Raw genomic sequence first — 24,434 nt, 5'->3', positions numbered from 1 at the left:
TAATATCGTTGTGCACAACTACCAAGTCTACTCATTCTGAGCTAGTGGGATAATCACTTTTGACTTATTTTATAATTGAAGTTCAAGTCCCAACCAAACATGAATACACTTACTTATTCACCATTTTTTAATTCATCATTATACTTGGTAGCCAAGTAATAAGTTGAGGGAATAAAATCAACAATCCAAGCACAATTATCGATGTGATTATAGCAAAAATAAGCGTAACTTTAAACATTCCTTCTATGGATATCCCTGTTGTACTACCTACAATAAACACATTTGTGCCAACTGGTGGCGTAATTAGCCCAATTGTACAAGAAACCATTACCATGACACCAAACCATATTGGATCTACACCAATATTTTCTATTATCGGCATGATAATAGGTATTGTCATTAAAAGAACGGCTATATTATCAATAAACATAAATAAAACAAAGTAAAACACTAATATAATGATTAAAATCAGCACAGGCGTGCTTTGTAAGGGCTCTAATAAACCAATTATCTTTCTAGGAAGAAGTGACAATGAAACAAAGCGTCCAAATAAAGAAGCTCCTATTACAATAAACATTGTCATGACAGTAATTTTTGTCGTTTCCGTCAGCGTATTTTTTAAAAATTCTTTATTTACCCGTTTCAATAATACCGCCATAAGGAAAGCAAGGAAAGCTCCAATTGCACCTGCTTCCGTTGGTGTAAATATTCCAGTGAAAATCCCACCAAAAATCGCTAACGCCATTGCTCCTGCCATGGTTATAGCTATAATGTAACGAGATTTAGGCGGATCCTCCACCTGTTCTTCATCTACTACAGGTACTTCAGGCTCGTATTTTCTTAAATATAACAGGAGAATGAAAGAAAAAATGACGATTATTAATATACCAGGAACGATAGAAGCTATAAACATTTCTCCTATAGGTACACGAGCTGCAACTGCATAAATAATCGTCATAACACTCGGAGGAATTATTGCAGAAAGAGCAGCAGCTACTGCTACTGTCGCACCTGCGAACTGATCACTATATCCCTTTCTTTTTAGCTCTGGTATAGATACCTTAGCCATTGTTGCTGAGGTAGCTGAACTAGAGCCAGATACTGAACCTAGCATACCACCAATTATAATCGTAATTACTCCTAGTGACCCTTTTTTTCCGCCCGATATTTTAAATGCTAAACCATACAAATCTTCAACTATTCTTGTTCCCATAACAAATTGAGCCATTAAAATGTACAGAGGAATTGTTGTAAGTGAATAACTGGCTACTTGTGTAAAAGAATCACTTTGTAAAAATCCATTTAATTGCTGCATTCCTCCTAATAAAAAGATACCTAAAATCCCCATTGATAAAAATAGGGAGCTAATGTATTGGCCAACAATTAATAAATAGATTAATAAAAGGAATGGAATAATAATTAATAAACTTTCCAATATTATATTACTCCCTTCATTATTGATTAAGCGAGATGATATTTTGTTAAATACTGTATAGAGCCTTTTTAAAAGTGTTTGAACTCGTTTTTCATTTAAGCAAGTTCAAACACTTTTGTATTAAAGAATTTTAAAATCAAAGTAATAATAAAAACTTTTCTTTATGATTACTCCATATCCATGATTTCTTGCGGTAAGCTTCCACCTGATTCTACAATTAAGTCTCTCCAAAGTAGTGCGATTTCTTTTCCAGCATGGTCACGACTTTCTAAATCTTCTATCCAATTTTCCCATGTATTAAAAATCGCTTGATTAATTTTATCCTGAACTTCTGCATCTAAGGAAGTAACTTCTGTTAACTCTCCACCATTTTCTTCATACTCAGGTAAAATTTCTTCTACTTGACCTTTGTAAACTTCTGGACCAGATTGAATTAACTCACTCGCTTCTTCTTTAAATATTTCTTGTACATCATCAGGAAAAGAATCCCAAGTTTCTTGCTTCATGGAGAAGAATACAGGGAAGTGTCCTAGGCTAAGCCCCGTAAGCGTATAATCTGTCTGCTCATCGACTCCATACGGTGGCCAGTCAGGGACATTTAGCATAACACCATCTATAGAGCCACGACTTAAACCATCATATATCTCTGTTGCTGGTAACGCCACTGGTGAAAGGCCTAATTCATTAATAAACATTTCATGAACATTTGAACTAGCTCTAATACTAACAGATTGATTAAAATTATCTAATGTATCCAGTTTTGTTCCTGCGGTAGAAATAACATATGTTTCGGTAGGATGAATAGGTAAAGCAAATAAATCCTTATCCGAGAATTCAAGTTCATAATATGTCTTTCCATCACTAATTTCAACATCGCTTTCTACTAACTTTTGAATCGCTTCAGCTGCTACACTGGCATCTGATTCTAACAACGGCAACCCCACAACACTGGAATAAGGGAATCGTTGCGGATCTAAAGTAGGTGATAGCACCATCTCTATATCAATGGATTCAGAATTTAACGCATCTAATGCATCGTCTGCATCAAAAAGCTCTCCTCCTGTAAAAATATCAAAATCTACCGCATCTGATTGTTCCATTACATTTTCTAATATTGGTATGGAAAAAGTATCAACAGATCCATCTGTATTTGGATATCCCGTTGATGCAATATATGTTGATTGACTTCCACTTTCATCTGTATCTCCACAGGCACTCAACAATAAAACAATTGACAAAAAGAGTAATACATAAACTTTTCTCATAATGATCTCCCTCATAATATTGAATGATTTATTATTTGATATGAACAAAATTTTGCATGACAAAACTTAATGATATTTTTTATTATTCCAGAGAAATTTTCCCATCTAATCTAATTTCTGCGGAGCGGCGATGTCCAATCAACCCTTCGCGATTAGACTGTCTAATACAATGTGGCGCTAATTGTTGTACACCTGTCTCATTAACTCGCTGATAGGTGACTACTTTGAGGAACGTACCTACCCAAACACCACCTGTGTATTTTGCTGCACCTTTTGTTGGTAAAATATGATTTGTACCACAGACCTTGTCTGCAAAGACTACTGGTGAATTTTCTCCTAAAAAGAGCGACCCATAATTAGTAAATTTGTCTTTATGTTCGTAAGCATTTTCTATTTGTATATGCAAATGTTCTGGGGCAATTTCATTTGTTACTTGAACAGATTCTTCAAGCTTTTCAGTTAAAATAATTTGGCCTCTTTTATTCCAAGCTGCTCTAGCTACCTCAGCAGTAGGAAGTGTTGTTAGTTGGTTTTCTATTTCTTCTAAAACATTGTTTGCTAAGTCTTCACTATCAGTTACTAAAACTACATGTGTTTCAACATCGTGTTCCGCTTGTGCAAGTAAATCAGATGCAACATAATTTGCTTTTGCTGATTTATCCGCAACAACTAAAACTTCACTCGGTCCTGCAAGTAAATCAATGCCTACTTGACCATGAACTTGTCTTTTAGCTTCAGTAACAAAGCGATTTCCTGGTCCGGTTATTTTATTTACAGGTTTAATCGTTTCCGTTCCATATGCTAATGCAGCAATTGCTTGCGCACCCCCAACTGAAAAAATTTCATCAGCTCCTGATAAATGTATCGCACATAAAACAGCCGGATGAATAACACCATCCTTAGTAGGCGGTGTGGCTACTCTAATATTTGAAACTCCTGCGACTTTTGCTGGGATAATAGCCATTTGCGCAGAAGATAGCAATGGATATCTTCCACCAGGTACATATGCACCTACTGACTCAATAGGTATAACTTTTTGCCCTAAGTAAACCCCGGGTATCATTTCTTGTTCAAATTCCGTTAATGTGTTCGCTTGTGCTTCTGCAAATGCTTTAATACGTTCGATAGAAAACTTAATATCCTCTAAAAGTGTAACTGGAGTATCTTTCATTGCATTTTCGATTTCTTCATTGGAAACACGTAATTCATCTATGGACAAATCATCAAATTTCTTTGTGTATTCTCTTAATGCATGATCTCCATTTTTGTGGACATTATTTATGATTGTACTTACATTCTGTTCTAAATCATTCACCTCACTAACTTGTATATCTTCCATTTGCTTGATGTACTTTACCATTTGCTCTCCTACCCTTCTCAATGATGTCATTTATTATAATGCAAATATCATGCCAATTGCTAAAGGGTTGATGTTATAGAAGATTACAACGCAATTGATTCATTAGTGGGTCAAAATAACTCTCATTGATTCATTCCCGGGTCGTTATTAATGGGTAGCTATGCCGTATTTTATACATTTTCTACTAATTGTACTCTGACTCGATTTTAATACTTCTGCGACCTTCCTAGTTGAACCCAGTTTTTCTACATAATGACGAATTATTCTTTCTTCAACAATATTCATCATTTCATTTAAGCTAGTATCATTTTCATTATCTAGTTGTGACTCGATATCTAATGTTTCAATTAAAGAAATAGCATCATTATCATAGTTGTTATCGAATAGAAATCTTAAATTAGCATCTATAACAGAATCCTCAGATACTACAGCTAGTCGTTCTACTGCGTTTTCTAATTCTCTTACGTTTCCAGGCCATTCATAAGACAAAATCATTTCTAATATTTTTGGAGACATCACTTTATTAAAATTATACTTTATATTTATTTGTTCAAGAAAATTAATTGTGAGATTTAAAATATCTTCTTTTCTTTCCCTTAGTGGAGGAATGTGTATCGGTACAACGGATAATCTATAATAAAGATCTTCTCTAAATTCTTTTCTCTTTACCATTTCTTCAAGATCTTGATTTGTTGCTGCAATAATACGTATATCCGCCTGTTTTAATTCTCTCCCACCCACACTGAAAAAAGTCTTATTTTGAATTACTTGAAGAAGTTTTGTTTGCTGTTCAATAGGAAGCTCACTAATTTCATCTAATAATATTGTTCCTCCTTTGGCAGCTTCCAATAAACCCTTTTTACCTGTAGAGGATGCACCAGTAAACGCACCGGTTTCATAGCCAAATAATTCTGATTCAAAAAGAGATGGAGGAATGGCGGCACAATTCACTTCAATAAAGGGGTTGTTTTTTCTCGGACTTTTATTATGAATTAACTTTGCTATTTTTGTTTTTCCTACTCCTGATTCTCCTGACAAAAGAACGGTTGAATCAACAAGAGCAATACGATCAATTAGATTTAAAATATGATTCATCTTTTCACTTTTGGCTAAAATGCCATCCGCAGAATCATCGTTTTCCTTTCTTAGCTTTTCTAATTGTTTGTTATACCTTTCAATTATTTTTTCCATCTCTTTTACTCTTTGGCGCAAAATAAATAACTCGGTTATATCACGTGAATTTGATATTACTCTTATTAGATTACCTTGTTCATCAAATACAGGAACTGAGGTTACATGTAGCCATCTGTTATCATGTGTAGATTGAATTAGATTTACAGGAATGCGCTCTTCAATTACCTTTAATGTGGCTGAAGGGTAAAATAGTTTGTTTTCCAACATTTCAGAAACACTTTTCCCTACTAATCGATTTCCTTCAAGTCCATAATGCTTTTCTGCGATAGGGTTCACCATCAAACAAATTCCATTTGCATCAGTCACGAATATTTCATCTGAATTTAGTTGAAAGACCATTTTTAGTTCTTTATTTTCCTTTTCTAGTTTTTGGATTTCTTTTTTTAGAACTTCAGTCATGACATTCTCCTCCATGTAAAATATATAATATATAAGAATACTCACCAGCATTGCATTAAGTTAACACCCGATTTGTCAAGCAACTTATTTAGAAATCAAATATTCCCAATATAGATATATAATGTATGCAACTATAAAAAAAGCCTTATAATTAGGATAGTAATCTTGTCCAAATCCCCAATTATAAGGAGCTATAACATGAATAAGGATATCACAAAAACAACAATAAATGAATCCTATTTAAGGATCAGAAAGTCACTATAGGAAATAGAGAAAACAAAGTCTGTCCCCTCAAGCTCAAACAGCACAGGAACTATCAGAAGCCGTCACAGAGAATGGGGAATTATTAGCGGAAATTTTCAACCTGAAAGCTGCGAACGTGGGTCTATCCCAATAGGAAGAGGCGGAACAGGCGCACGGTGAACTAGCGGAAATATATGAAGCAATAACTGAATACACGGAAACTGCAATATGGAACATATTTAACATGATTTTTGCAGCAGTTCTTGCAGCAAGACATACAAAAAAGGGGACCTTGTCGAACCCAATTTTCCCTGTGTGTCGGATGGTATTAAGTGACGGGCTATCGAATTTACATAAATTCTACTCAAAACAGATTCATGAGGATACATACCCCATACTCGTTATTGGACCAATAAAAAAGGTATGTATATGCTCAAGCAGCTAAACAGCTACATCACACAGAGCTGTTGTATTCTGGTCTACTCTAATGCTTAACCCAACTAATACACGAATAAAAAATGGTTTCGATCACCTAGAACCGATAATCGAAACCATTTTTAAGTTTTTTTGCTGCCATAGCCACTAACCACTATAACAGACCTAGATTTAATCTTATGATTTAGCGGTAAGTCCTCCATCAATAACTAATTCTGTCCCTGTCACAAATCTAGATTCATCTGAAGCTAAATATAAAGCACCATTAGCAATATCGATTGGATCTGCTATCCAATCTAACGGTATCCTTGCTAATTGTCCTTTCAGTAGCTCTTCACTACCAAGAAAGTCTTTTGTCATTGGTGTCTTAATATGACCTGGATGGATGGAGTTAACACGGATTTGTTCCTTTCCATAATCTACAGCCGCATTTTTGGACATTAACCTCACGCCGCCTTTTGCTGCTGTATAAGCATGCGGGCCTCCATTCCCGATCAAGCCAGCAATCGAAGAAATATTGATGATAGATCCTTTACCAACTTTTTGCATTTCAGGAATGACATATTTCATACCTAAAAAGACACCTTTCAAATCGACATCAATAACTTTATCCCATTCTGCAGTATCTGTATCACCGGCTTTTGCAGCTAAATCACCTGTGATTCCTGCGTTATTTACTAATACATCTACTTTTCCAAAGGCTTCAACTGCTTTATTTACAATATTTTTCCATTCATCTTCATTAGCAACATCATGTTTTAGTGCAATAGCTTCTCCGCCATTTTCTTTAATTTCTTTTACTACAGATTCAACTTTTTCTGATTGGATATCTGTAGCTACGACCTTTGCCCCTTCTCTTGCAAATAATCGTGCTTCTTCAGCACCTTGTCCATCAGCTGCACCTGTTACAATTGCTACTTTATCTGATAAACGACCCATTAAAATTCCTCCTAATAGTTATTTTAAGTAACTACTTATATTTCTATTATACCCAGTCTTTTTGATTACACACAATAATTTTGCTTACATAGAAATTTTTATCCTTTATCCAACTAGCTATAATAAAACGATGTATCCCGCTCTTATAATTTCCTTCAGTAAAGTTTAGTTAAGAAATCAACTCCAAATGTGGTTGTGAAAGTAAAGCTGAAATTAATACTCTCACATATGGGTAATCTCTACAAATAATATGAATTATTTACTAGTTAATTATATTTGACAATACACAGAAGCCTTTTTACTAAAAAATACAAAGGCTTTCTAAGTTTTTTCCTCTGTTCACCATTATTTCATGCATAATGACAAGCAACCCAATGCCCCTCACTCTTCTCCCTAAATACCGGCTCTTCCTCCACACATAAATCTGTCGCAAGTGGACAACGCGTATGAAATCGACATCCTTTTGGAGGGGATGCAGAATTAGGCACGTCACCTTTTAAGATAATGCGTTCACGTGATTTTTGTTCAACAGGGTCCGGGACTGGTATTGCCGAGCGAAGAGCTCTCTTGTAAGGATGAGCTGGATTTTCATAAATATCGTTTGTTTCTGCTAGTTCTACAATTTTACCAAGATACATAACGGCAACTCGATCACTTATATAACGTACAATGGACAAATCATGTGAGATAAACATATAAGTTAATTGGAATTCTTTCTGTATATCCTGAAATAGATTAACAACTTGTGACTGAACGGATACATCTAAGGCAGAAACAGGTTCATCACATACGATTAATTTAGGATTGAGTGATAGTGCACGAGCTATACCTATTCTTTGTTGCTGCTCGCCGGAAAATGAATGTAGATATCTCATCATGTGAGAAGATTTTCCATTCCTACCTTTTCAAGCAAATACAGAACCTTTTCATGTCTTTCTTTTTTTGTTCCAATTCTATGTACTCTTAGTGGTTCACCGACATTCTCACCTTTTTTTGAGTTTAGAATTTAATGAAGCATACGGATCCTGGAAAACTATCAGCATAACCCTTCTTAGCTTAGGGGGTAAATATTAAGTCAATATGAACCTATTATGAAGTTAGTATAAGTAGACTAATATTAATTTATATTATGCATAACTAATTGCTTATCTGATGTGTTTTAATTGGAGAATGCTGAAGATAAGATGGATCTTATTGGCTCTTGTATTGTTAGATAACTATATATACATTTTTATCAGACTTAATTAGTGAATTAATTCCAGGCTGTATTATGCCTGCTATCAGATTTAAAATTAAAGGACTTAAAAAATTAAAACGAGCTGGAGTAAGCACTAACTCCGGCATTCTCCAAAGTAGCCGCACATCACCCCAGCTATCTTTCCCACAATCTAACGCACGTTTCCTTACATGCAAAACTAGATCATCGCCACTAAGATTTAGCCAACGAACGAGTTCCCCTTCTTACATAACTTTGACACCGAAATCTTCCTAAAAGAAATGTTAACTTACTAATATACCGTCACCTTCGCACTATTATCACCTTTCATATAAATGCATAGGTATTTTTAATTAGAATAGGTTATTTTACTAATTTATTTTATAATAAAGGATTTTTTGTTATCAAACTAGAAAATATATTATGAAAAGAATAATAATTTAATAGGAAGGGGATGTAATATATAAAATAAAAAAACATATTAATAGATTTCATAAATGACTGTAGAAAAGAGGTGATAAGTTCTTATAAATACAAATCTTGTAGAAGTTTTATATTATCTGTTCAGGAAGAGATAAAACCTCAAATAAGGTTTATCGTGAAAAAAATCAATTAAGGAGGCTATGATGAAATGCATAAATTGAAAAATAATATAATATTTTTTTTAGTCTTGTTGTTCTTGCTGGCTATGGTCCCACTTGCCGGACTGGAAACAAAAGTCAGTGGTGACAGTCTTGACCCACCAACGACCGGATTTGAGGATCGTGAAGGTGAGAGCAGAACCACACATAACGAGGAATTGACTTTTTTGGATGCAGTTTCTAATGCATCAGAACGAATGACTTATTCCACAGTTGGCGAGTCGGTGGAAGGCCGGCCTATACATCTGGTACGAATGGGCTACCCTGAGCCACCGTCAGACGAGAACATTTCAGAGGATAGCAGTATTCTGATCATCGGTTCACAGCATGGTAACGAACCAGCAGGTCGAGAGATGGCATTACAGTTATTGCGAGATTTGGCGTTCACCGACGACCCAGCCCTCCTTGACCAGTTGAGTGAGACAACAGTGTTGTTTATTCCATCGGCCAATCCAGACGGGATAGAAGCAGATATACGTGCCAATTCCCTCGGTATTGACCCCAACCGCGATCATATTAACCTGATGGCAACCGAAACTCAGGTGATGGCACAAGTGTTGCAAGAATTTACACCCGACATTACCATTGACGCGCATGAAGGTCCAAGCACTCCAAATAATCCTGACCAGGTTCCACGCCTAGAATTGTCGTGGCCACGGAACCTTAATGTAGATGAACAGCTGCGTGACCTGAATGTAGAGATGATCGAGGATTACGTGTTTCCAGCAATTGAGGATGCCGGTTATGACACTGACGTGTACGGCTCACCCGGAGGCGCAGGTGGTGGAGATCAGACAATCATGCGCAATATGTTAGGTTTGCGTCATAGCGTAGCAATGCTGATTGAGACGTTCAACGCCACACCGGAGGCGCGTGTTGAGCTGCAAATACACGCTGTTCATGAAGTACTGGAGTTCCACCGAGAGCGTCGGGAGGATGTTACCACAGTAGTGACAGAGGCTTCGCTCCGTAAAGAAGCTGCGGGAGAAGCTCAATCCGACCCGTTCTATTTCGGCGGTGCAGATTGGGACACACCAGCTGAAGAGGATATTTTCCATCCACATTCTTGCGGATATCTCATCAACAGTGTTCAAGCTGAACAGATTGAAAAGCATATAGAGTTGTTTTCACTGGAGACTGAGGAGGTCAGTGAGCATGGTGTTTTCGTCAGTATGGCTCAGCCGATGATGACAGTAATTCCCTTATTGCTAGACGAGCAGTCCTCATCCACCGAGGTCAATGGAAAGCGATTAAACGACTGCAGTGACCCTGGTTCTGTGGAACCACCGCCATTGCCACCTGAGCCATCACCACCGGCGCAATACGCTACTGATTTCTCCATCAACGAGTCAGGTGAGCAACCTGCAGGGTGGACACAGTATTGGCATGACAGCGATTGGACAGTAAAAGATGACCCTAGGCGGTTGCATCACTTTGTCAATAATAATGGTAATCGTCGGGCGCTGACCTGGGATGAAGTCGGTGAAGAGGGACACGTCCAAGGTGACGTTGAAGTGTCAGGTTTAGTACGTGCATCGGAGGCTGGAGACACGCTATTCCAGATTGCATTCCATATTTCTGATGATGGTGACAGCGAAAACGCCTATTACCTCGATGCCCGAAGCCCAAGTGCTGGTAGTCGCCCCAACCAAGTAAGAATTGCTAGTTACCAGGACGGACAACACAGAGCCCTCGCAGGTACAGAATTACCTTTTACTGTGGAAGAGGATACTTGGTATAGAGTGGTGCTACAGCGTGAAGGAGAGATGCTGCAAGCGAAGATGTGGCCAAATGGTGAGGACGAACCTGAAGAATGGATGGTACAGACTTATAACAATACCTTTGATCAAGGGCGAGTTGGCATGAGTCACTTCACCTCAGGGGCAGTTAATGAGTGGGCATTCATCGGTGTTGGCACCGGGGGTGAAGAAGCACCCCGTCCACCAGAGGACATTCTCGACCCCGACCCTGTAGTCGATAAAACAGAACTTCAGAATCGTGTGGATGACATCTATGCTGAAAACCTGAATGAGGAGGATTACACCGCAGATAGCTGGCAAGTCTTGCAGGATGCATTGATGCAAGCCGAAGACGTGCTGGATGATCCAGATGCCACACAAACGACAGTCGACAACGCATTAAGATCGTTGAATAATGCGCTTGACGGTTTAGAGGAACCGATCAGTGCATCCGAGATAAAAGTCATTGTTGAACAATTCGAAGACGACGGAGCATTCGCTAATGAGGAAGCTCCCTACGCCCTAACGCTTCACTTAACAGCTATTAGTTATTATGAAAATCAAGCGGAAGCGGAGAAAGTCGTCAAACACTTGGAAGGTGGGCTTAAGGATTTGCTTAATCATCAACAAGACAATGCTCTTATTTCTGATGAAGCATATAACACGCTCATGGACCAAGCTGATGAATTGATTCTACAGTGGCAATAAACTTTACAACAGGAAATAAAAAGTTTGAGAGTTCCCCCTGTACAAGGTATTACCTTGTACAGGGGGTTAATCTATAAAGTCTTTGTTATATTTTAACGTGGCAACTTCTTTGGTGGTTTAATTTTTTTTTGATGAGGGGGGATTTTATGAGGAAAAAGATGATGGAAAAAATGTTACTTTTTGTACTAATGATATCCATGGTTTTGACCATGAATCCATCGACAGAACTGGTGGCGCAGAACAACAAAAACAATATTGAATATGAGCAGACGTCACGTGCGCAGTATGAGACTGATTTCTCAGAGCATACAGTAGGTGAGCAGCCTGCTGAATGGACTTCGCAGTGGAACCCAGCAGAGTTCACGATTCATGACGAGCCACGCCGAATGGTATATGAACCGAGTACGGCTTCGCGTTCAATTGTCACTTTTGATGAACCTGGTGAAGTCACGGGGGATGTCGAGGTGGCCGGAGTGGTACGTGCACCGTCTCCGATGTCGAATACAAAATTCCAATTACACTTGCATGTCAATGGGGATGCGAGTGCGACAGAATCTTATTACGTCGACATTTCAAATGGATCACTACGATTGAACCGCTATTCGGCAGGTGCGTTCAACTCAATCACATCGGTTCCCTTTGATAACTTCTATGCGGATCGCTGGTACCAAGTGGTATTGCAACGTGAAAATGATACGCTGCGCGCTAAAGTGTGGCTTTACGGGGAAGACGAACCTGATAATTGGATGATTGAGGCTTCCAACAGCGTTCTGAACAGTGGACGTGTGGGTGTGGGCCACTTCGGTTCTGATACTGTTAATGAGTGGGCCTGGTTTGCAGTTGGCACGGATGGCATGTCCGCACCGCGTGCTCCGGAAGGCTTTCTACCAGCACCCGAGGAACCAGATAAGGTTACTGGGGTAAATGTGGAGCAGGATTACGGATTTGCCACGGTAACCTGGGACCCATTGGACGAAACATCTGAATACGAGATCGAGCGGACACTGATGAGCGGCAATGAGCCGGACGACCTTGGTCAGGTGGTTGGCCGATGGTTCCCCAACCGCTATACCAATAATGAACTCACTTTCGCCGATTCTGGATTCGTTCTTGGGGAAGAGTATCAATGGCGTGTCCGGGCAGTTTCCGCTGGTATCCCGGGTGAGTGGTCGGATCCGGTAGTCTCAGACACTCAACAACCAATCGGTCCTGATCAATACAGAACTGAATTTGAGATTAATGGTGGAGCGGAGTGGACTTCACACAATGGAGAACAACAGTTACTACAGGAAATCGCTGAAAACAGTGATCGTGTAAACCTTGAAACAGTCGGTCAAACCGCACAAGGCCGGCCGCTCAATTTGTTGATTATAGGCGACCCTGTACCAAGTACTCCCGAGGAGATTGCTAATTCTCCCTCGGTTTTGGTTAATTGCACAATTCATGGAACTGAGCCAGCACCACGTGAAGCATGCCTGATGTTGCTGCGCGATTTGGCATTTTCCGATGATGAGAGAGTCTCTGATGTATTAGAGGATACGACGGTGCTTATTGCCCCAACTGCAAATCCGGATGGACGTGCAGTAAATAGCCGAGAGAACTCTGCTGGCCAAGATCTTAATCGTGATCATTTGTTATTGCGACACCCTGAAACTTTTGCTTTGGCGGAAGTAATGCGCGATTATCAGCCTGACTTGGTGATAGATGGTCACGAATACCAAGCTGCAGGCACATCTGATTTATCGGCGATGTGGGCTCGCAGTCCCAACGTCGGGGAAGATATTTGGGCATTATCTCAGGATATCATGACACGCGGTGAACTATTTGGCAGTGCCACAAACGCTGGTTGGTGGCCTTTACAGTACCCTCTCACCCCTTCGGATGGCTGGGAGGCATTACTACAAAATACTGCCGGGTTGAAAAACCATGTCGGGTTATTGGTTGAGACACGGCGACGTCCGGGGCCGACACGCCCAGCAGAAGGTGATGAAAACACGCTTGTGACTACTCCTGAAAATCAGCAGCGTCGTGTATATACGCAGCTGTGGTCTTTCCGTCAGATGCTGGACTTCTATCAGGAGAACATACCTGCCATACAACAAGCAATTATTAATACGGAGACTGCTGCAAGTAACAATGAAGGACCGGTATACCTCGATGGTATGCGTGACGTTCCGGTCACCCCACCGGTCAATCGGCCTCCCACGATGATACTGGATCCCGCTCCATGTGGCTATTTAATTGACGAAAATCAGTATACGAACGAGGATGGGCAGACGCCGAGTGTGCGAGATCGTCTAAATGCACACGGTATAGAGGTAGAGCAAATTAATGAGGGGATTTTCGTATCGATGGAGCAGCCATTACGTGGATTGATCCCCTTGTTGTTAGATTCAGAATTCAGTCATGGGATGGTATCAGCGGAGCGTATTTATGATTGTGAAGATCTGATTCCTGATCCGACAAATGCAGCTGAAATCAAAGATCTTGTAGAGCACTTCAATGAAGAAGGAGAATTCAAATCTGATGAAGCCGTTCGTCTTCTAGCGACTCACTTGAGTGCTGTGAGCCATTATGAAAATCAAGAGGAAGGTGAAAAAGTAGTCAGACATATGGGAGGGTTTCAAGATTTACTTGACTATCAACAAGAAAATGATCTAATTTCCCAAAAGGCTTTCGATGAACTTTATGCTCAGTCTGATAGTTTGATTAATCAGTGGAAATAATTTCATTTTTCAAAGACCTGAAAATAATATAGTGAACGCAGAAAACGTAACACCTTAATAAAATCAAATAAAGGCATAACAAGCAAACTAAAATCTGCTTGTTATGTCTAATTTCATTCAGAACTTCAGATAAAAGTTCCATCCTCTAACCAAATTATACGGAAGTTTGTCCGCCATCTATCGTAAATGATGATCCAGTTACAAAGGATGACTCTTCACTTGCCAGGTACGCAAAGAGGGGAGCAATCTCCTCGGGCTTGCCAAATCGGCCAATCGGAACATAAGAGGCGAGTTCTTCACGGCTGACAGGTGCCCCGTCCAATATTTTATTATCTATTAAACAGGGACATACAATATTCACTCGAATATTGTCCTTGAAATAATCGGATGCAGCTTGCTTCGTGAGCATTAATAGAGCTCCTTTCGAAATGGAATAAGCAGAAGATCCTGGCGCAGCAATATAACTTTCCACACCCCCATATTAATAATGCTTCATCCACCCTGTTCCAACATCAATGGCAGTCCGCTCTCATGGTAAGAAATGAACCTTTTACATTTGTATCTTAACCAGGTCCCAATCTTCTGTTTTATATTCATGAATTCAAACAGGGAGTGACAGGCACCCGCGCACAGAGGGGCACCCCCCACTCTACACCAACCCTCCATAAATATGCGGTTTCCGATCCCGCAGATAGGAAATTTCCGTTCTATATTTTGTTATATCATCGAGATCTATTCGAACAACTTCCACTTTTTCCTCGTCATATTGAAGTTCTTTCAACACTTTACCGCGTGGGTTGCATACTTTGCTTTTGCCAAATAGACGCAGTCCGTCGTGCTTGCCGACGCTGTTGACACCAACGGTAAACAATATGTTCTCAAGTGCACGCTGCGGGAGATTCAAATCCCACATGTCCTCGTCCTCAATCCGCCAAGCAGACGGAACAAAGATAATGTCCGCTCCCTGCAGGCATAGACTCCTGGAGACTTCCGGAAAGCCGGCATCATAGCAAATGGCAATTCCAATTTTTCCGTATTCCGTATCAAAGACAGGGAAATCCGACCCTTCTTTAAAATAGAAACGTTCCAATGCCCATAAATGGGTTTTGGCCATACTTCCCATCAGCCCGCCTTCCCGGTCAAATACCAGTGCTGAATTATAGGCAACGCCATGAAGATCTCTTTTTTCCACTATAGGTGCAATTACATAAAGATTATTTTTCCTGGCTGCTTTGCTTAGTACTTCAACGGTTCGCTCAAAGTACGCCAAGCCCAGTTCATTCGTCTTCTCTTTCAACTCTGCAAGGTGGTACCCTGTATTGAAAATTTCCGGGAAGCAAACAATGTTGCTCCCTTTATCTGCCGCCTCTTCCATCAATTGTTCGGCTTTTTGCAAGTTTGCTTCCACATCCCCAAGCTTGGGTTCCATTTGTACAATTCCAATCGATACTTCTCTTGCCATTTTTACCACTCCATTCTATGCCGTGTTGTTCTTCGCTTCTGTGTCAAATGATTTTTCCAGAATGAAATAAAGCAGTCCTGCTACAACAATCGAATTAATCGGTGGAATTCCCCAACCAAGCTGTGTGGTAAAGTAAGCTACAGCTACCCCGCCAAGCCATGCAATGATTGCGAGCCAATTAACACCTTTTCTGATCACCAGTTTTTTCTTTTGTATAAAATAATACTCTACCCAAATCACACCGGCGATGGCCGATACGGTCATACTGAGAAAACTCAAGAAGCCTGTGAATACATCAATGATATTGAAGGCAGCAAGGATGATGCCAATACCACCGGCAATCAGCGTTAAATACAGCCTTTTGATATTTGGGAATAGATTTTTCAGTGCCAGACCGCCTGAGTATGCATTGGCCAAATTCGTTGACCAGGCTGCAAGGATTAACACAACAAAAGCAACCCAGCTGAAACCTAATGATTTGAGCACTTCTGTAATATCATGTGTAGGTGCATTCACGGACATAATTCCGGAAGCGACCTGTTGGAAAAATGTTACCAGTGCAACGGCGACAAATCCGACGATGACAACATCTTTTATTCCTCTGGTGTAACGCAAATAGTCAGGGGAAATGACGGCACCGACGATAATTAAGCCGACAACAATATCAATTCCCTGTATGGGCGTGATCGCGTTTTCCGGCACATAATTCAGCACCGGCTCCATACCGCCTCCCTCGGCGAGAGAACGGGTAAGTGCCCAAACGATTAAAATAATTAACGGTGGCAGCGCAATATAATTAAATTTCGCCATCACATTAAAACCGAGCGACGCTACAACGACCATTAAAATTCCAATAACAATGACAGCTACAGTTAAATTGACATTCGGGAAGATTTGCCTAACCGATAACCCGGCGACGCCTGCCTGGATCCCGAACCAGCCGAAACTGGTGATACCCAGGATGAGGGATATGACCCATGTCCCGCCAATTTCCCCGAACGGGCCTTTAGCAATGACATACGTGTTTACTCCTTCTCGGGCGCCAATATTTCCTTGAATAATCATAATGATCATCAGAATAGCATTTCCGACAATGGATACCCAAATTAAATCCATAAATGTTAATCCGGAAATTAACGTACCGCCTACCATTAATGCGGAAATAGCGATATTTGTACCGAGAACGTTAAATAATGGTGCTCGCCAGCCAACACGATCTTCCTTTGGGACCGGTTTTAGTATGAGATCTTCTCTTTCTTCCATTTCATATTCCCCCTTCTATTTATACATACATTACTTGGGTATTACTTCTTTAGATCTCCTGCTGCTTTCACTCTGATTCTCGTAGCATTTCCTGGAAGATAGGCTAAAGGGACGTCCTCAACATCAACAATGTTGCACGTTGCCGGGTCCGCACCTGCAGCGATCGCTTCATCGAGCGCCAGTTGTTTCGCTTCTTTCAATGCTTCTGCACGGCCAGTTTGATCCAATGAATAAATGCGCTCGACCTGCCCGCTAACCTGGCTGATTGCCGAACCAATCGCATTAGCTACGCCAAAGTTTTCCGGCTTGATGACAGTGGAAGCACCTGCTAATTCATTGGGAAATAAGATGCTTCCGCCACCGACTAAAATAACTGGCTCCGGCTCCTGGCTTGTCTTCATCTGATCGATTGCTTTTTCCGCCATATCCACCATTTCTGCATAAATTTTTTCCACTAATTTTTTATCCAGATGTTCCACATGTTTTTTTTCGCCAATGTCTGCTTTTCCCAATGCGACTGCAATGTCCGTCGTCGTTAACGTGTCGCCGCCGAACACGAGCGCTTTTTCGGTGAGCCGGTAACCGACACTGTCCGGTCCGATTTCAAAAGTGCCGTCTTCCTGTACGCGGATGATCGTACCGCCGCCCAAACCGATGGAAACCAAATCCGGCATACGGAAATTGGTTCGGACTTCACCGATTTCGACAGCAAGTGCAGACTCGCGTGGAAAAGTGTCAACAAGTACCCCGAGGTCTGCCGTGGTTCCTCCTACATCAAGGACGATGCCATTTTCGATATTTGCGAGATAGGAAGCACCCCTCAGGCTGTTCGTCGGTCCGCAGGCAATCGTGTAAATCGGATATTTCATGGCATAATCCAAAGACATTAATGTGCCATCATTTTGGCCGAAGTAGACTTCACAGGAAATCCCTTCTGCTTTTACCGCGGCGATAAACCCTTCCGCCATGGATTTTGCGACGTTGACAACTGCAGCGTTGAGGATCGTTGCATTTTCCCGCTCGATTAACCCGACACTGCCTATTTCGGAGGACAGGGAAACGGGAATGGCTGCTCCGAGAACGTCCTGTACAATTTCCACTGCGCGTTTTTCATGGGCTTGGGTTACCGGGGAAAAGATGGACGTAATTGCCACCGAATCAACATGTTCTTTCATTTTTTCCGCCGCTTCAACAATACTGTCTTCATCAAGGGGGACAATTTCCCTTCCGTCAAACTCATGGCCGCCCTGTACGACGAAAACCTGATCCCCCATTAATTGCTGCAAATCCTCTGGAAAGCCGATTAACGGCTCCACCGCTAAACTTGCCGGGGCTCCAATCCGGATAATGCCGACTTTGTTTAAGTTTTTCCGTTCCACGATGGCATTCGTACAATGTGTCGTTCCCAGCATGGCATGGGTAATCTGATCCCTGGGAATATTTACCTGGTTGACAACTTCACTCAAACTGAGGGCAATCGACTGACTGACATCCGCTTCTGTTTTCCTTTTTGTTTCGGCAATGACATTCATCTGTTCATCCAGCAGAACAGCATCTGTATTTGTGCCGCCTACATCGACACCGATGCGATAGTTGCTCATCGCGCCTCACCTCCCTGTTCCAGCAGTTTTTCAATCGGCGTATAGTCCATATCATACCCAAAGTAACCGGGACCTACTGTTTCAATTCCTTTTTCGGTGCGCCATTTGTCGTCACAGGCAATACCGATCACAACACAACGCAAACCGTAGCGCAGACCTTCTGTTGTAATCGGCCTTCCGGATTCATGATCCAACAGACAAATTAAGTCAGGTGTAATACAGACAGGCTGGCCATCAGATTCGGCAAGTAAAAATTCATTTTGGAAATGCAGGTTTACATTCTTACCTTTATCGTCCTCGATCCCTTCGATCGTTGCCACGCCTCTGGCGAATCCGGTCGTTGTTTTCCGGTCAATATCCACCACTTTCCCCCGAAACAGGGCATGGCCGCCTGTAAATTCAAGCACTTCCTCTATCGGATGAAGTTTATATTTTTTACGGTGACGAATAATTTTTCCGATGCCTTCCGCAAACGTTAAACTTCGGGCAATGCCGCTGTCCTTCACCTGTTTCCCGGAAACGGAATATTGGGCTACCGTAGCGGAACCGCCCATTTCTACGGTAATACTCCGGGCAATCCTTTCCGACCATAAGTTATTAATGGTTTGTAAAATAGAAGTATTTCCTCTTTCATCCGCCATCACGAGCGGGCTGTTCGTAATTCCGTCCAAGTAAAAAGTAACCTGTTGCAGCTCGGGGAACGCCCGGCCCATGCCATCCGCGTTTACGATCGGCAGTCCCAGTCTTGCGGCAATCGCAACCGGAAGCAGAGAGTTCACCCCGCCGATTTCAATCGGCATGGTGGCATATATTTCTTTGCCGAGATACGTTTCCATTAATTCAAAAGCTTTCTTTGCTTCCTCTTTTCCTGGTGCTTTTTCAAATAAAACTGTCGGCGCCCCCATCATCCCGATGGGAACAACGAGCGCATCGTCCGACACTTCTTCCAATTCAATCATTTTCACAGGCCCGTGCTGTTTCACCGCCTGGATGGCCATCAGCTCACCGATATACGGATCGCCACCGCCGCCTGTACCAAGCACGGCAGCTCCAAGGGCAATATCTTTAATTGCTTCTTCATCCAAATAACGCATCGTCATTCTCCTTTCTGAAAAAATCACTATCAATGCTTACCGGGTTGTTTTCCCATCGGTTTGCAATATTTTCATCGATCCATATAATTCCGTTAATCGCTCGAACTCTTCCTCATCATAAAAAGAAAATTTCGCTGCCGTAAATTCCTTCGCCGCTTCAATGGTAAATCTGGCAGCTGAAGCAATATCCACTTCATGGCTGGCACCTGTGCCGCACCCCGGAACAATTGATTCCGCTGTAACCGCTAATCCAACCACTGGAACATCCGTCGAAACACTCGGCTGCAAAATGCTGTTGATATGATAGACGCCATTTCCATACGGCGTGATATCCTGCATCGTAATTGGGTAGGTTACCGGAAACTTGCCGGTTGTCATTTCCATGATCCGCAGCAAGTCCTCATTCACCCGCAAAATATAACCGCTTTTTACCGTTGGGGACAGCGCAATGCCTTTATGGTTGATGACCCGGTTCCCTTTTGTCGTATCGACGGAAATAATGGCGTCCATGTCGGGGGCGATTTCGTACTGATTCATCGTCGGCATGTCCACCGGGGAATCCATGAAGTCCACCGGTTCATGCGGCAGTGTCGGTGCATCCGGGCAAATGTGGGTAGTGATAATTACATCCCCTGGTAACGAATCTCCTTTTTCACTCATATCCGCCAGTTTCAGTGCAGCCGTAATGGCAGCTACCGCCCCATCGGCATCCGATACCATGCCGACGCTTCCCGGTCTGGCGCCAATGCCGCCCAGCCTGCCGATGATCCCTAGCGTGGGGGCATTTCCGCCAGCCTTTTTCCCATCGGTTCCTGTAATCACAATCTTTATGAAATCAGTACTCCCACTCTCTCCTTTTACGGTTTTTGTTGTAACCGTGACATGCGAGTAAGAATGAAATGCAGCTGCAACACTTTCTCCTGTCACGAGTGAGTCATCCAGCATATCAAAAGCTGTTAACGTTTGTTTTAATGTCATAATGTCATGTCTCCCTTTCCTTTAAAACGCTTTATTTCCACGGAGCAAACTGTAACCAACAGCTTGCGCCTCTACTAAATCAACAGCGGGAACTGACAGCTTGTCTCGTAAGTATTCCTTCAGATGAATCGTGGAAAATCCGGTACAGGCAAATAAAATAACATCAGCCCCCTGTTTCACCGCTTCTTCTGCTTTCAAGCACAATGCCACTTTGGCACCCAGTTTGGATAAATCCGTCGTTTTTCGGACATGTTCGGAAAATGAATAGGAATGAAATTTGTTCCCGAGTGCCTCCTTCATTGCCGGCGGTACTTCTTCCGCAATCCCAATCACGGCAACATGGCTGCCGACCATACTTGCAGCGTACGCACCGCAAACACCCGCACCAAACACCGGAATGTACACCGCCCGCCGCACTTCCTCCAACGCCGGATCTGCAGCACAGCTGATCGTAATTGCATCCACTGCATCCTCATCCGCCATTTTTCGTGCCAGCTTCACAATTTTCGGTGTTGCGATTTTTTCAGAAGCACTGTCATATATACCGTACGGTTGATCTTCTATACAGCGTGACACGGTTTGGATCTGAAAATCATTTTCCATCTTTCTTCCATGTTCCCTTAATATGTGTAAATTTTCTGTAGATAATACCCGAATTATTCCTAACATTGATACTACTCCTTTTTTACCATTATAAAGATTGTGTCATTTAATGAAATAAAAAAAATGCGAAATAAATACAGGGATTTATTTCACATCTTTCACAACTGATATATTACTGTTCAACAAAAGACTATAACAAATCTCTCATCGTCGTACAGAACTTCAGAATAAACCGGTGTTCTGCGTTTTTCAAGTCCATATTCAGGCTTTCTTCTATTTTTTCAATGCGGTAATTCAATGTGCGCCGGTGGATAAATAACAGTTCCGACACGCGCGAAATATTGCCGTTTTCGTCCAAATACACTTTCAATGTTTCCATCAGGGCATCCTCTCCCTTTAATGGGTGCAACACATTTTCCGCATACATGGTGACAAACTCATTGGATGTCAGTGTAAGCAAAATCTCATACATTCCCAACTGGTCAAACGTATACACATTTTTTTCCGGCTTGAACTTCAGCCCCATTTCCATCGTTTTCATCACATGATGAAGCTGGCTGTCAAAGTCAATATGCCTGTTCAGAGGAAAACTGACAGACACATGCAGGTCCATGCCTTCCTTTTCATTAAATGTGTTCACGGACTCCGGCAGGCTTGTTACGATTTTTGTAAGATCCACTTCTTCCCCGAATATCATCGCAAAAAAATTTTGACGCCGTACAAATGAAATGAAATGGCCAACCTGGAGCCGCTCAATCAATTGATTGATATGCTGCTGCATGATACTTCCATAATCGATGACCCCGGTAGCATCTTCCGTCTGCTCCAACCAATGATCATGGAAGTGCATCATGCCGATCACCTCATGTTCCTGGAAATGTTCCCAATCCATTCTAACCTTTTGCATTTGCTCCATATGATCAATATACACTTTCTGCCGCTGGACCTGATCCATCATAAACAAATGACTTAATTTGCTGCTGATTTTTCTCATATGCCCGGCACACATATGCTGAAACATGGAAGGTACGACAAATATAATATGAAGGAATGCAAATAACTCCCCATCCCAAAAAAGCGGCAATATAATTCTCTTCCTTGAACCGGGAAGTTGAAAAAAGAAATAAGGTTCCGCCCCCGACTTTTCCCGCCATTCCTTCAATACATCAGCGTAGGATGGGTGAGTCGGCAGGGAAAATAAATGGGAATCCTTCCGCCACTCATCCCCGAGAAAATGCTTTGTCGTGTAAAGCAATTTCCCATTACTGTCCTCCAGATAAATCGGGGATTGCACAATTGCCGTTAATTTTTCCAATGCATCGTGCAGGGAGGAGAAATCAGCCTGTTCCATCTCCTGTAATGGCGCAAACGACTGCGACTTTTTCCATTGCCTTTCCTTATACAGCTTTTCATTCAGTGGGGTCAAGATCTCAATATAGGAAACATCTTTCGGAATCGTAATAATCGGAAAATCATATGTATCGGCTAGCTGTTTCATCGCCTGCGGAATCACTTCCACAAACCTTCCAAGTTTAATCACAATCCCTGCAGCCTCTAGATCAATTAGCCCACGCACAATATCAATTTGCCTGTCGCGGTCTTCTTTAATGGAATAAAATGTCGTCACTACTAAAACACCGGGAGATGCCCAGCTCATGACTTCCGGTACTTCCATGACTTCAATGGAAGTAACCTCCCGTGCCAGCCCACCCTTCCCGGCAGCAACCTGCCCTTTCACCAGCTCCCCTGTCGCCAGCGTATCTTGTATATTCATATAAAATATCATCCTTTTTCCAGTTCAAGGTATAATAGTCCTACCATCTATTATACACCCCAAAACAGCAGAATGTATGCACGGGGGTCTACCCATTCGATTCTGAATATTACGACTTCAATTTCAAATCGACACAGTTTGACAAAATTCGGGGAGTGACAACGCTTTACGCTAGGACGAGCAATTAGCGCAGTCCCAGGCACAGCCCCTCCCTAAAACCTCGCCAAAGAAAAAGAGGATATATCCAATTCTGGTGAACCATCCACGATCATTTGACTGAGGATCTCACCGAATACACTGCCAAATTTAAAGCCGTGTCCAGAAAAGCCAGATGCAACTACAATATTGCTGTATCTCGGTAAACGATCGATAATAAAGTCGCCATCAGGGGAATTAGTATATGTGCAGACCTTCCCTGATTTATGATTTCCCGGCTCGGAAAAATGCTTATTTACAAAATTCATCACATCATTTTTATCTTCCGGGTGTGTACCAAATCCTTCGAGCTCATTTTCCGGGTTTACCGGTATACCACCATCATGGCGGCCAATTTTCAATCCGGCTTGCTCTATACTTGGAAACCCGTATAATGTTTGCTTACCGTCATCATAACTCCAAGCAGGAAAAACACCGGGATGATAGAGATCTTCACTTGAATCAAACCAGGAAAAAGTTTTTCTTGTTGGTGTTAAAGGAAGTTCCACATCCAATAAGGACAGCACCTTATTTGTTCCCTTCCCTGTCGTAATCAACAGGTTTTTACCGGTAATATGCTCTCCATTAAAACTTACCTTCACGTTTGCTTCCGTCACTTCTATTTTCTCTGCCATTGTATTCCAGTACAATGTCGCTCCATGATGAAGGGCAAGTTCCCGATATGCCCTAATTGCCTCCTCACTCAACAAAACGCCTGAACCACTTTCAAAACAGCCCAATAAGTGATCATCCAATTGAAACCCTCTCCATTTTGCATTCACTTCACTTGCTGAAAATATCTTTACCGGCAAGGAAAATTCCTCAGCAGTATGGATCACATTATTTAAGAAGTCAGAATCTCTCGTTCCTATATTTAACACACCGGTATTATAAAAAATTTTTCTATTAGCCTTTTCTTCTAAATCAGCCCATAATTCACTTGCCCGCAATGCCATGGAAACATAGTTTGCTCCTTCCCCATAAGCATGGCGGATAATCCGCGTATCCCCATGGTGTGCGCCTTCACTGTGCGGGGGATCATAAGCGTCAATCAGCGCCACCTTTTGTCCTCTTTCGGATAAGTAATAGCCGGCAGACATACCCGCAGTCCCTGCTCCAATGATAATAACATCATAATCCACAACGTTTCAGCCTCCCTTTCAT

Annotated in this window: 17 protein-coding genes; 2 read left to right on the top strand and 15 right to left on the bottom strand. The window is 41.7% G+C overall.

Annotated elements, in window-relative coordinates; genetic code table 11:
* Positions 1 to 127 precede the first annotated feature (127 nt).
* From ACDX78_RS11890 to ACDX78_RS11865, 6 genes are all read right to left on the bottom strand, one after another.
* Positions 128 to 1,435 carry a TRAP transporter large permease gene (locus ACDX78_RS11890; RefSeq protein WP_486028137.1) on the bottom strand — a complete coding sequence of 436 codons (1,308 nt, stop codon included), beginning with the start codon at positions 1,433 to 1,435 and terminating at the stop codon, positions 128 to 130.
* A gap of 167 nt (positions 1,436 to 1,602) precedes the next feature.
* Positions 1,603 to 2,700 carry a TRAP transporter substrate-binding protein DctP gene (gene dctP / locus ACDX78_RS11885; protein ID WP_486028135.1) on the bottom strand — a complete coding sequence of 366 codons (1,098 nt, stop codon included), beginning with the start codon at positions 2,698 to 2,700 and terminating at the stop codon, positions 1,603 to 1,605.
* Positions 2,701 to 2,782: 82 nt separating this feature from the next.
* The gene (hisD, locus tag ACDX78_RS11880; RefSeq protein WP_486028134.1) at positions 2,783 to 4,060 is read right to left on the bottom strand and encodes a histidinol dehydrogenase; all 1,278 of its coding nucleotides are present in this window, start codon (positions 4,058 to 4,060) and stop codon (positions 2,783 to 2,785) included.
* Positions 4,061 to 4,207: 147 nt separating this feature from the next.
* On the bottom strand, positions 4,208 to 5,653 hold the full coding sequence (locus ACDX78_RS11875; RefSeq protein WP_486028132.1) for a sigma-54 interaction domain-containing protein: 1,446 nt from the start codon (positions 5,651 to 5,653) through the stop codon (positions 4,208 to 4,210).
* 855 nt (positions 5,654 to 6,508) lie between these two features.
* Positions 6,509 to 7,270, bottom strand: a complete 762-nt coding sequence (locus tag ACDX78_RS11870) for an SDR family NAD(P)-dependent oxidoreductase (RefSeq protein ID WP_486028130.1) — start codon at positions 7,268 to 7,270, stop codon at positions 6,509 to 6,511.
* A 350-nt stretch (positions 7,271 to 7,620) separates the two neighbouring features.
* Positions 7,621 to 8,148, bottom strand: coding sequence for an oligopeptide/dipeptide ABC transporter ATP-binding protein (locus ACDX78_RS11865; RefSeq protein WP_486028128.1), 528 nt, complete (start codon positions 8,146 to 8,148; stop codon positions 7,621 to 7,623).
* A gap of 969 nt (positions 8,149 to 9,117) precedes the next feature.
* On the opposite strand from ACDX78_RS11865, the gene ACDX78_RS11860 reads away from it, so the two are divergent.
* Positions 9,118 to 11,574: a M14 family zinc carboxypeptidase gene (locus ACDX78_RS11860; protein ID WP_486028126.1), complete on the top strand. Its 2,457-nt coding sequence runs from the start codon at positions 9,118 to 9,120 to the stop codon at positions 11,572 to 11,574.
* Between the two features lie 791 nt (positions 11,575 to 12,365).
* On the top strand, positions 12,366 to 14,300 hold the full coding sequence (locus ACDX78_RS11855) for a M14 family metallopeptidase (protein WP_486028124.1): 1,935 nt from the start codon (positions 12,366 to 12,368) through the stop codon (positions 14,298 to 14,300).
* Positions 14,301 to 14,454: 154 nt separating this feature from the next.
* Here ACDX78_RS11855 and ACDX78_RS11850 read toward each other — a convergent pair whose 3' ends face one another.
* The 9 genes from ACDX78_RS11850 to solA form a co-directional block, all read right to left on the bottom strand.
* Complete coding sequence (locus ACDX78_RS11850; RefSeq protein ID WP_486028122.1) at positions 14,455 to 14,772, bottom strand: SDR family NAD(P)-dependent oxidoreductase; 318 nt, start codon at positions 14,770 to 14,772, stop codon at positions 14,455 to 14,457.
* A gap of 177 nt (positions 14,773 to 14,949) precedes the next feature.
* Positions 14,950 to 15,762, bottom strand: a complete 813-nt coding sequence (locus ACDX78_RS11845) for a nitrilase-related carbon-nitrogen hydrolase (protein ID WP_486028121.1) — start codon at positions 15,760 to 15,762, stop codon at positions 14,950 to 14,952.
* A 15-nt stretch (positions 15,763 to 15,777) separates the two neighbouring features.
* A complete protein-coding gene (locus ACDX78_RS11840) occupies positions 15,778 to 17,025 on the bottom strand; it encodes a cytosine permease (protein ID WP_486028119.1) in 1,248 nt (415 codons plus the stop codon).
* Positions 17,026 to 17,066: 41 nt separating this feature from the next.
* Positions 17,067 to 18,626, bottom strand: coding sequence for a hydantoinase/oxoprolinase N-terminal domain-containing protein (locus ACDX78_RS11835; RefSeq protein ID WP_486028117.1), 1,560 nt, complete (start codon positions 18,624 to 18,626; stop codon positions 17,067 to 17,069).
* Complete coding sequence (locus ACDX78_RS11830; protein ID WP_486028115.1) at positions 18,623 to 19,720, bottom strand: S-methyl thiohydantoin desulfurase family protein; 1,098 nt, start codon at positions 19,718 to 19,720, stop codon at positions 18,623 to 18,625. Before ACDX78_RS11830 ends, ACDX78_RS11835 begins: the two co-directional genes overlap by 4 nt.
* Before the next feature lie 36 nt (positions 19,721 to 19,756).
* Positions 19,757 to 20,698: a DUF1177 domain-containing protein gene (locus ACDX78_RS11825; protein ID WP_486028113.1), complete on the bottom strand. Its 942-nt coding sequence runs from the start codon at positions 20,696 to 20,698 to the stop codon at positions 19,757 to 19,759.
* Between the two features lie 21 nt (positions 20,699 to 20,719).
* The gene (locus ACDX78_RS11820) at positions 20,720 to 21,367 is read right to left on the bottom strand and encodes an aspartate/glutamate racemase family protein (protein ID WP_486028112.1); all 648 of its coding nucleotides are present in this window, start codon (positions 21,365 to 21,367) and stop codon (positions 20,720 to 20,722) included.
* A 124-nt stretch (positions 21,368 to 21,491) separates the two neighbouring features.
* A complete protein-coding gene (locus ACDX78_RS11815; RefSeq protein WP_486028110.1) occupies positions 21,492 to 23,075 on the bottom strand; it encodes a PucR family transcriptional regulator in 1,584 nt (527 codons plus the stop codon).
* Positions 23,076 to 23,287: 212 nt separating this feature from the next.
* A complete protein-coding gene (solA, locus tag ACDX78_RS11810) occupies positions 23,288 to 24,412 on the bottom strand; it encodes an N-methyl-L-tryptophan oxidase (RefSeq protein WP_486028109.1) in 1,125 nt (374 codons plus the stop codon).
* Between the last annotated feature and the right edge of the window lie 22 nt (positions 24,413 to 24,434).

The sequence above is a fragment of the Virgibacillus oceani genome, from assembly GCF_041521345.1.
Classification (GTDB): Bacteria; Bacillota; Bacilli; order Bacillales; family Amphibacillaceae; genus Virgibacillus_N; species Virgibacillus_N oceani_A.
This window is presented reverse-complemented; position numbering and strand designations above follow the sequence as displayed.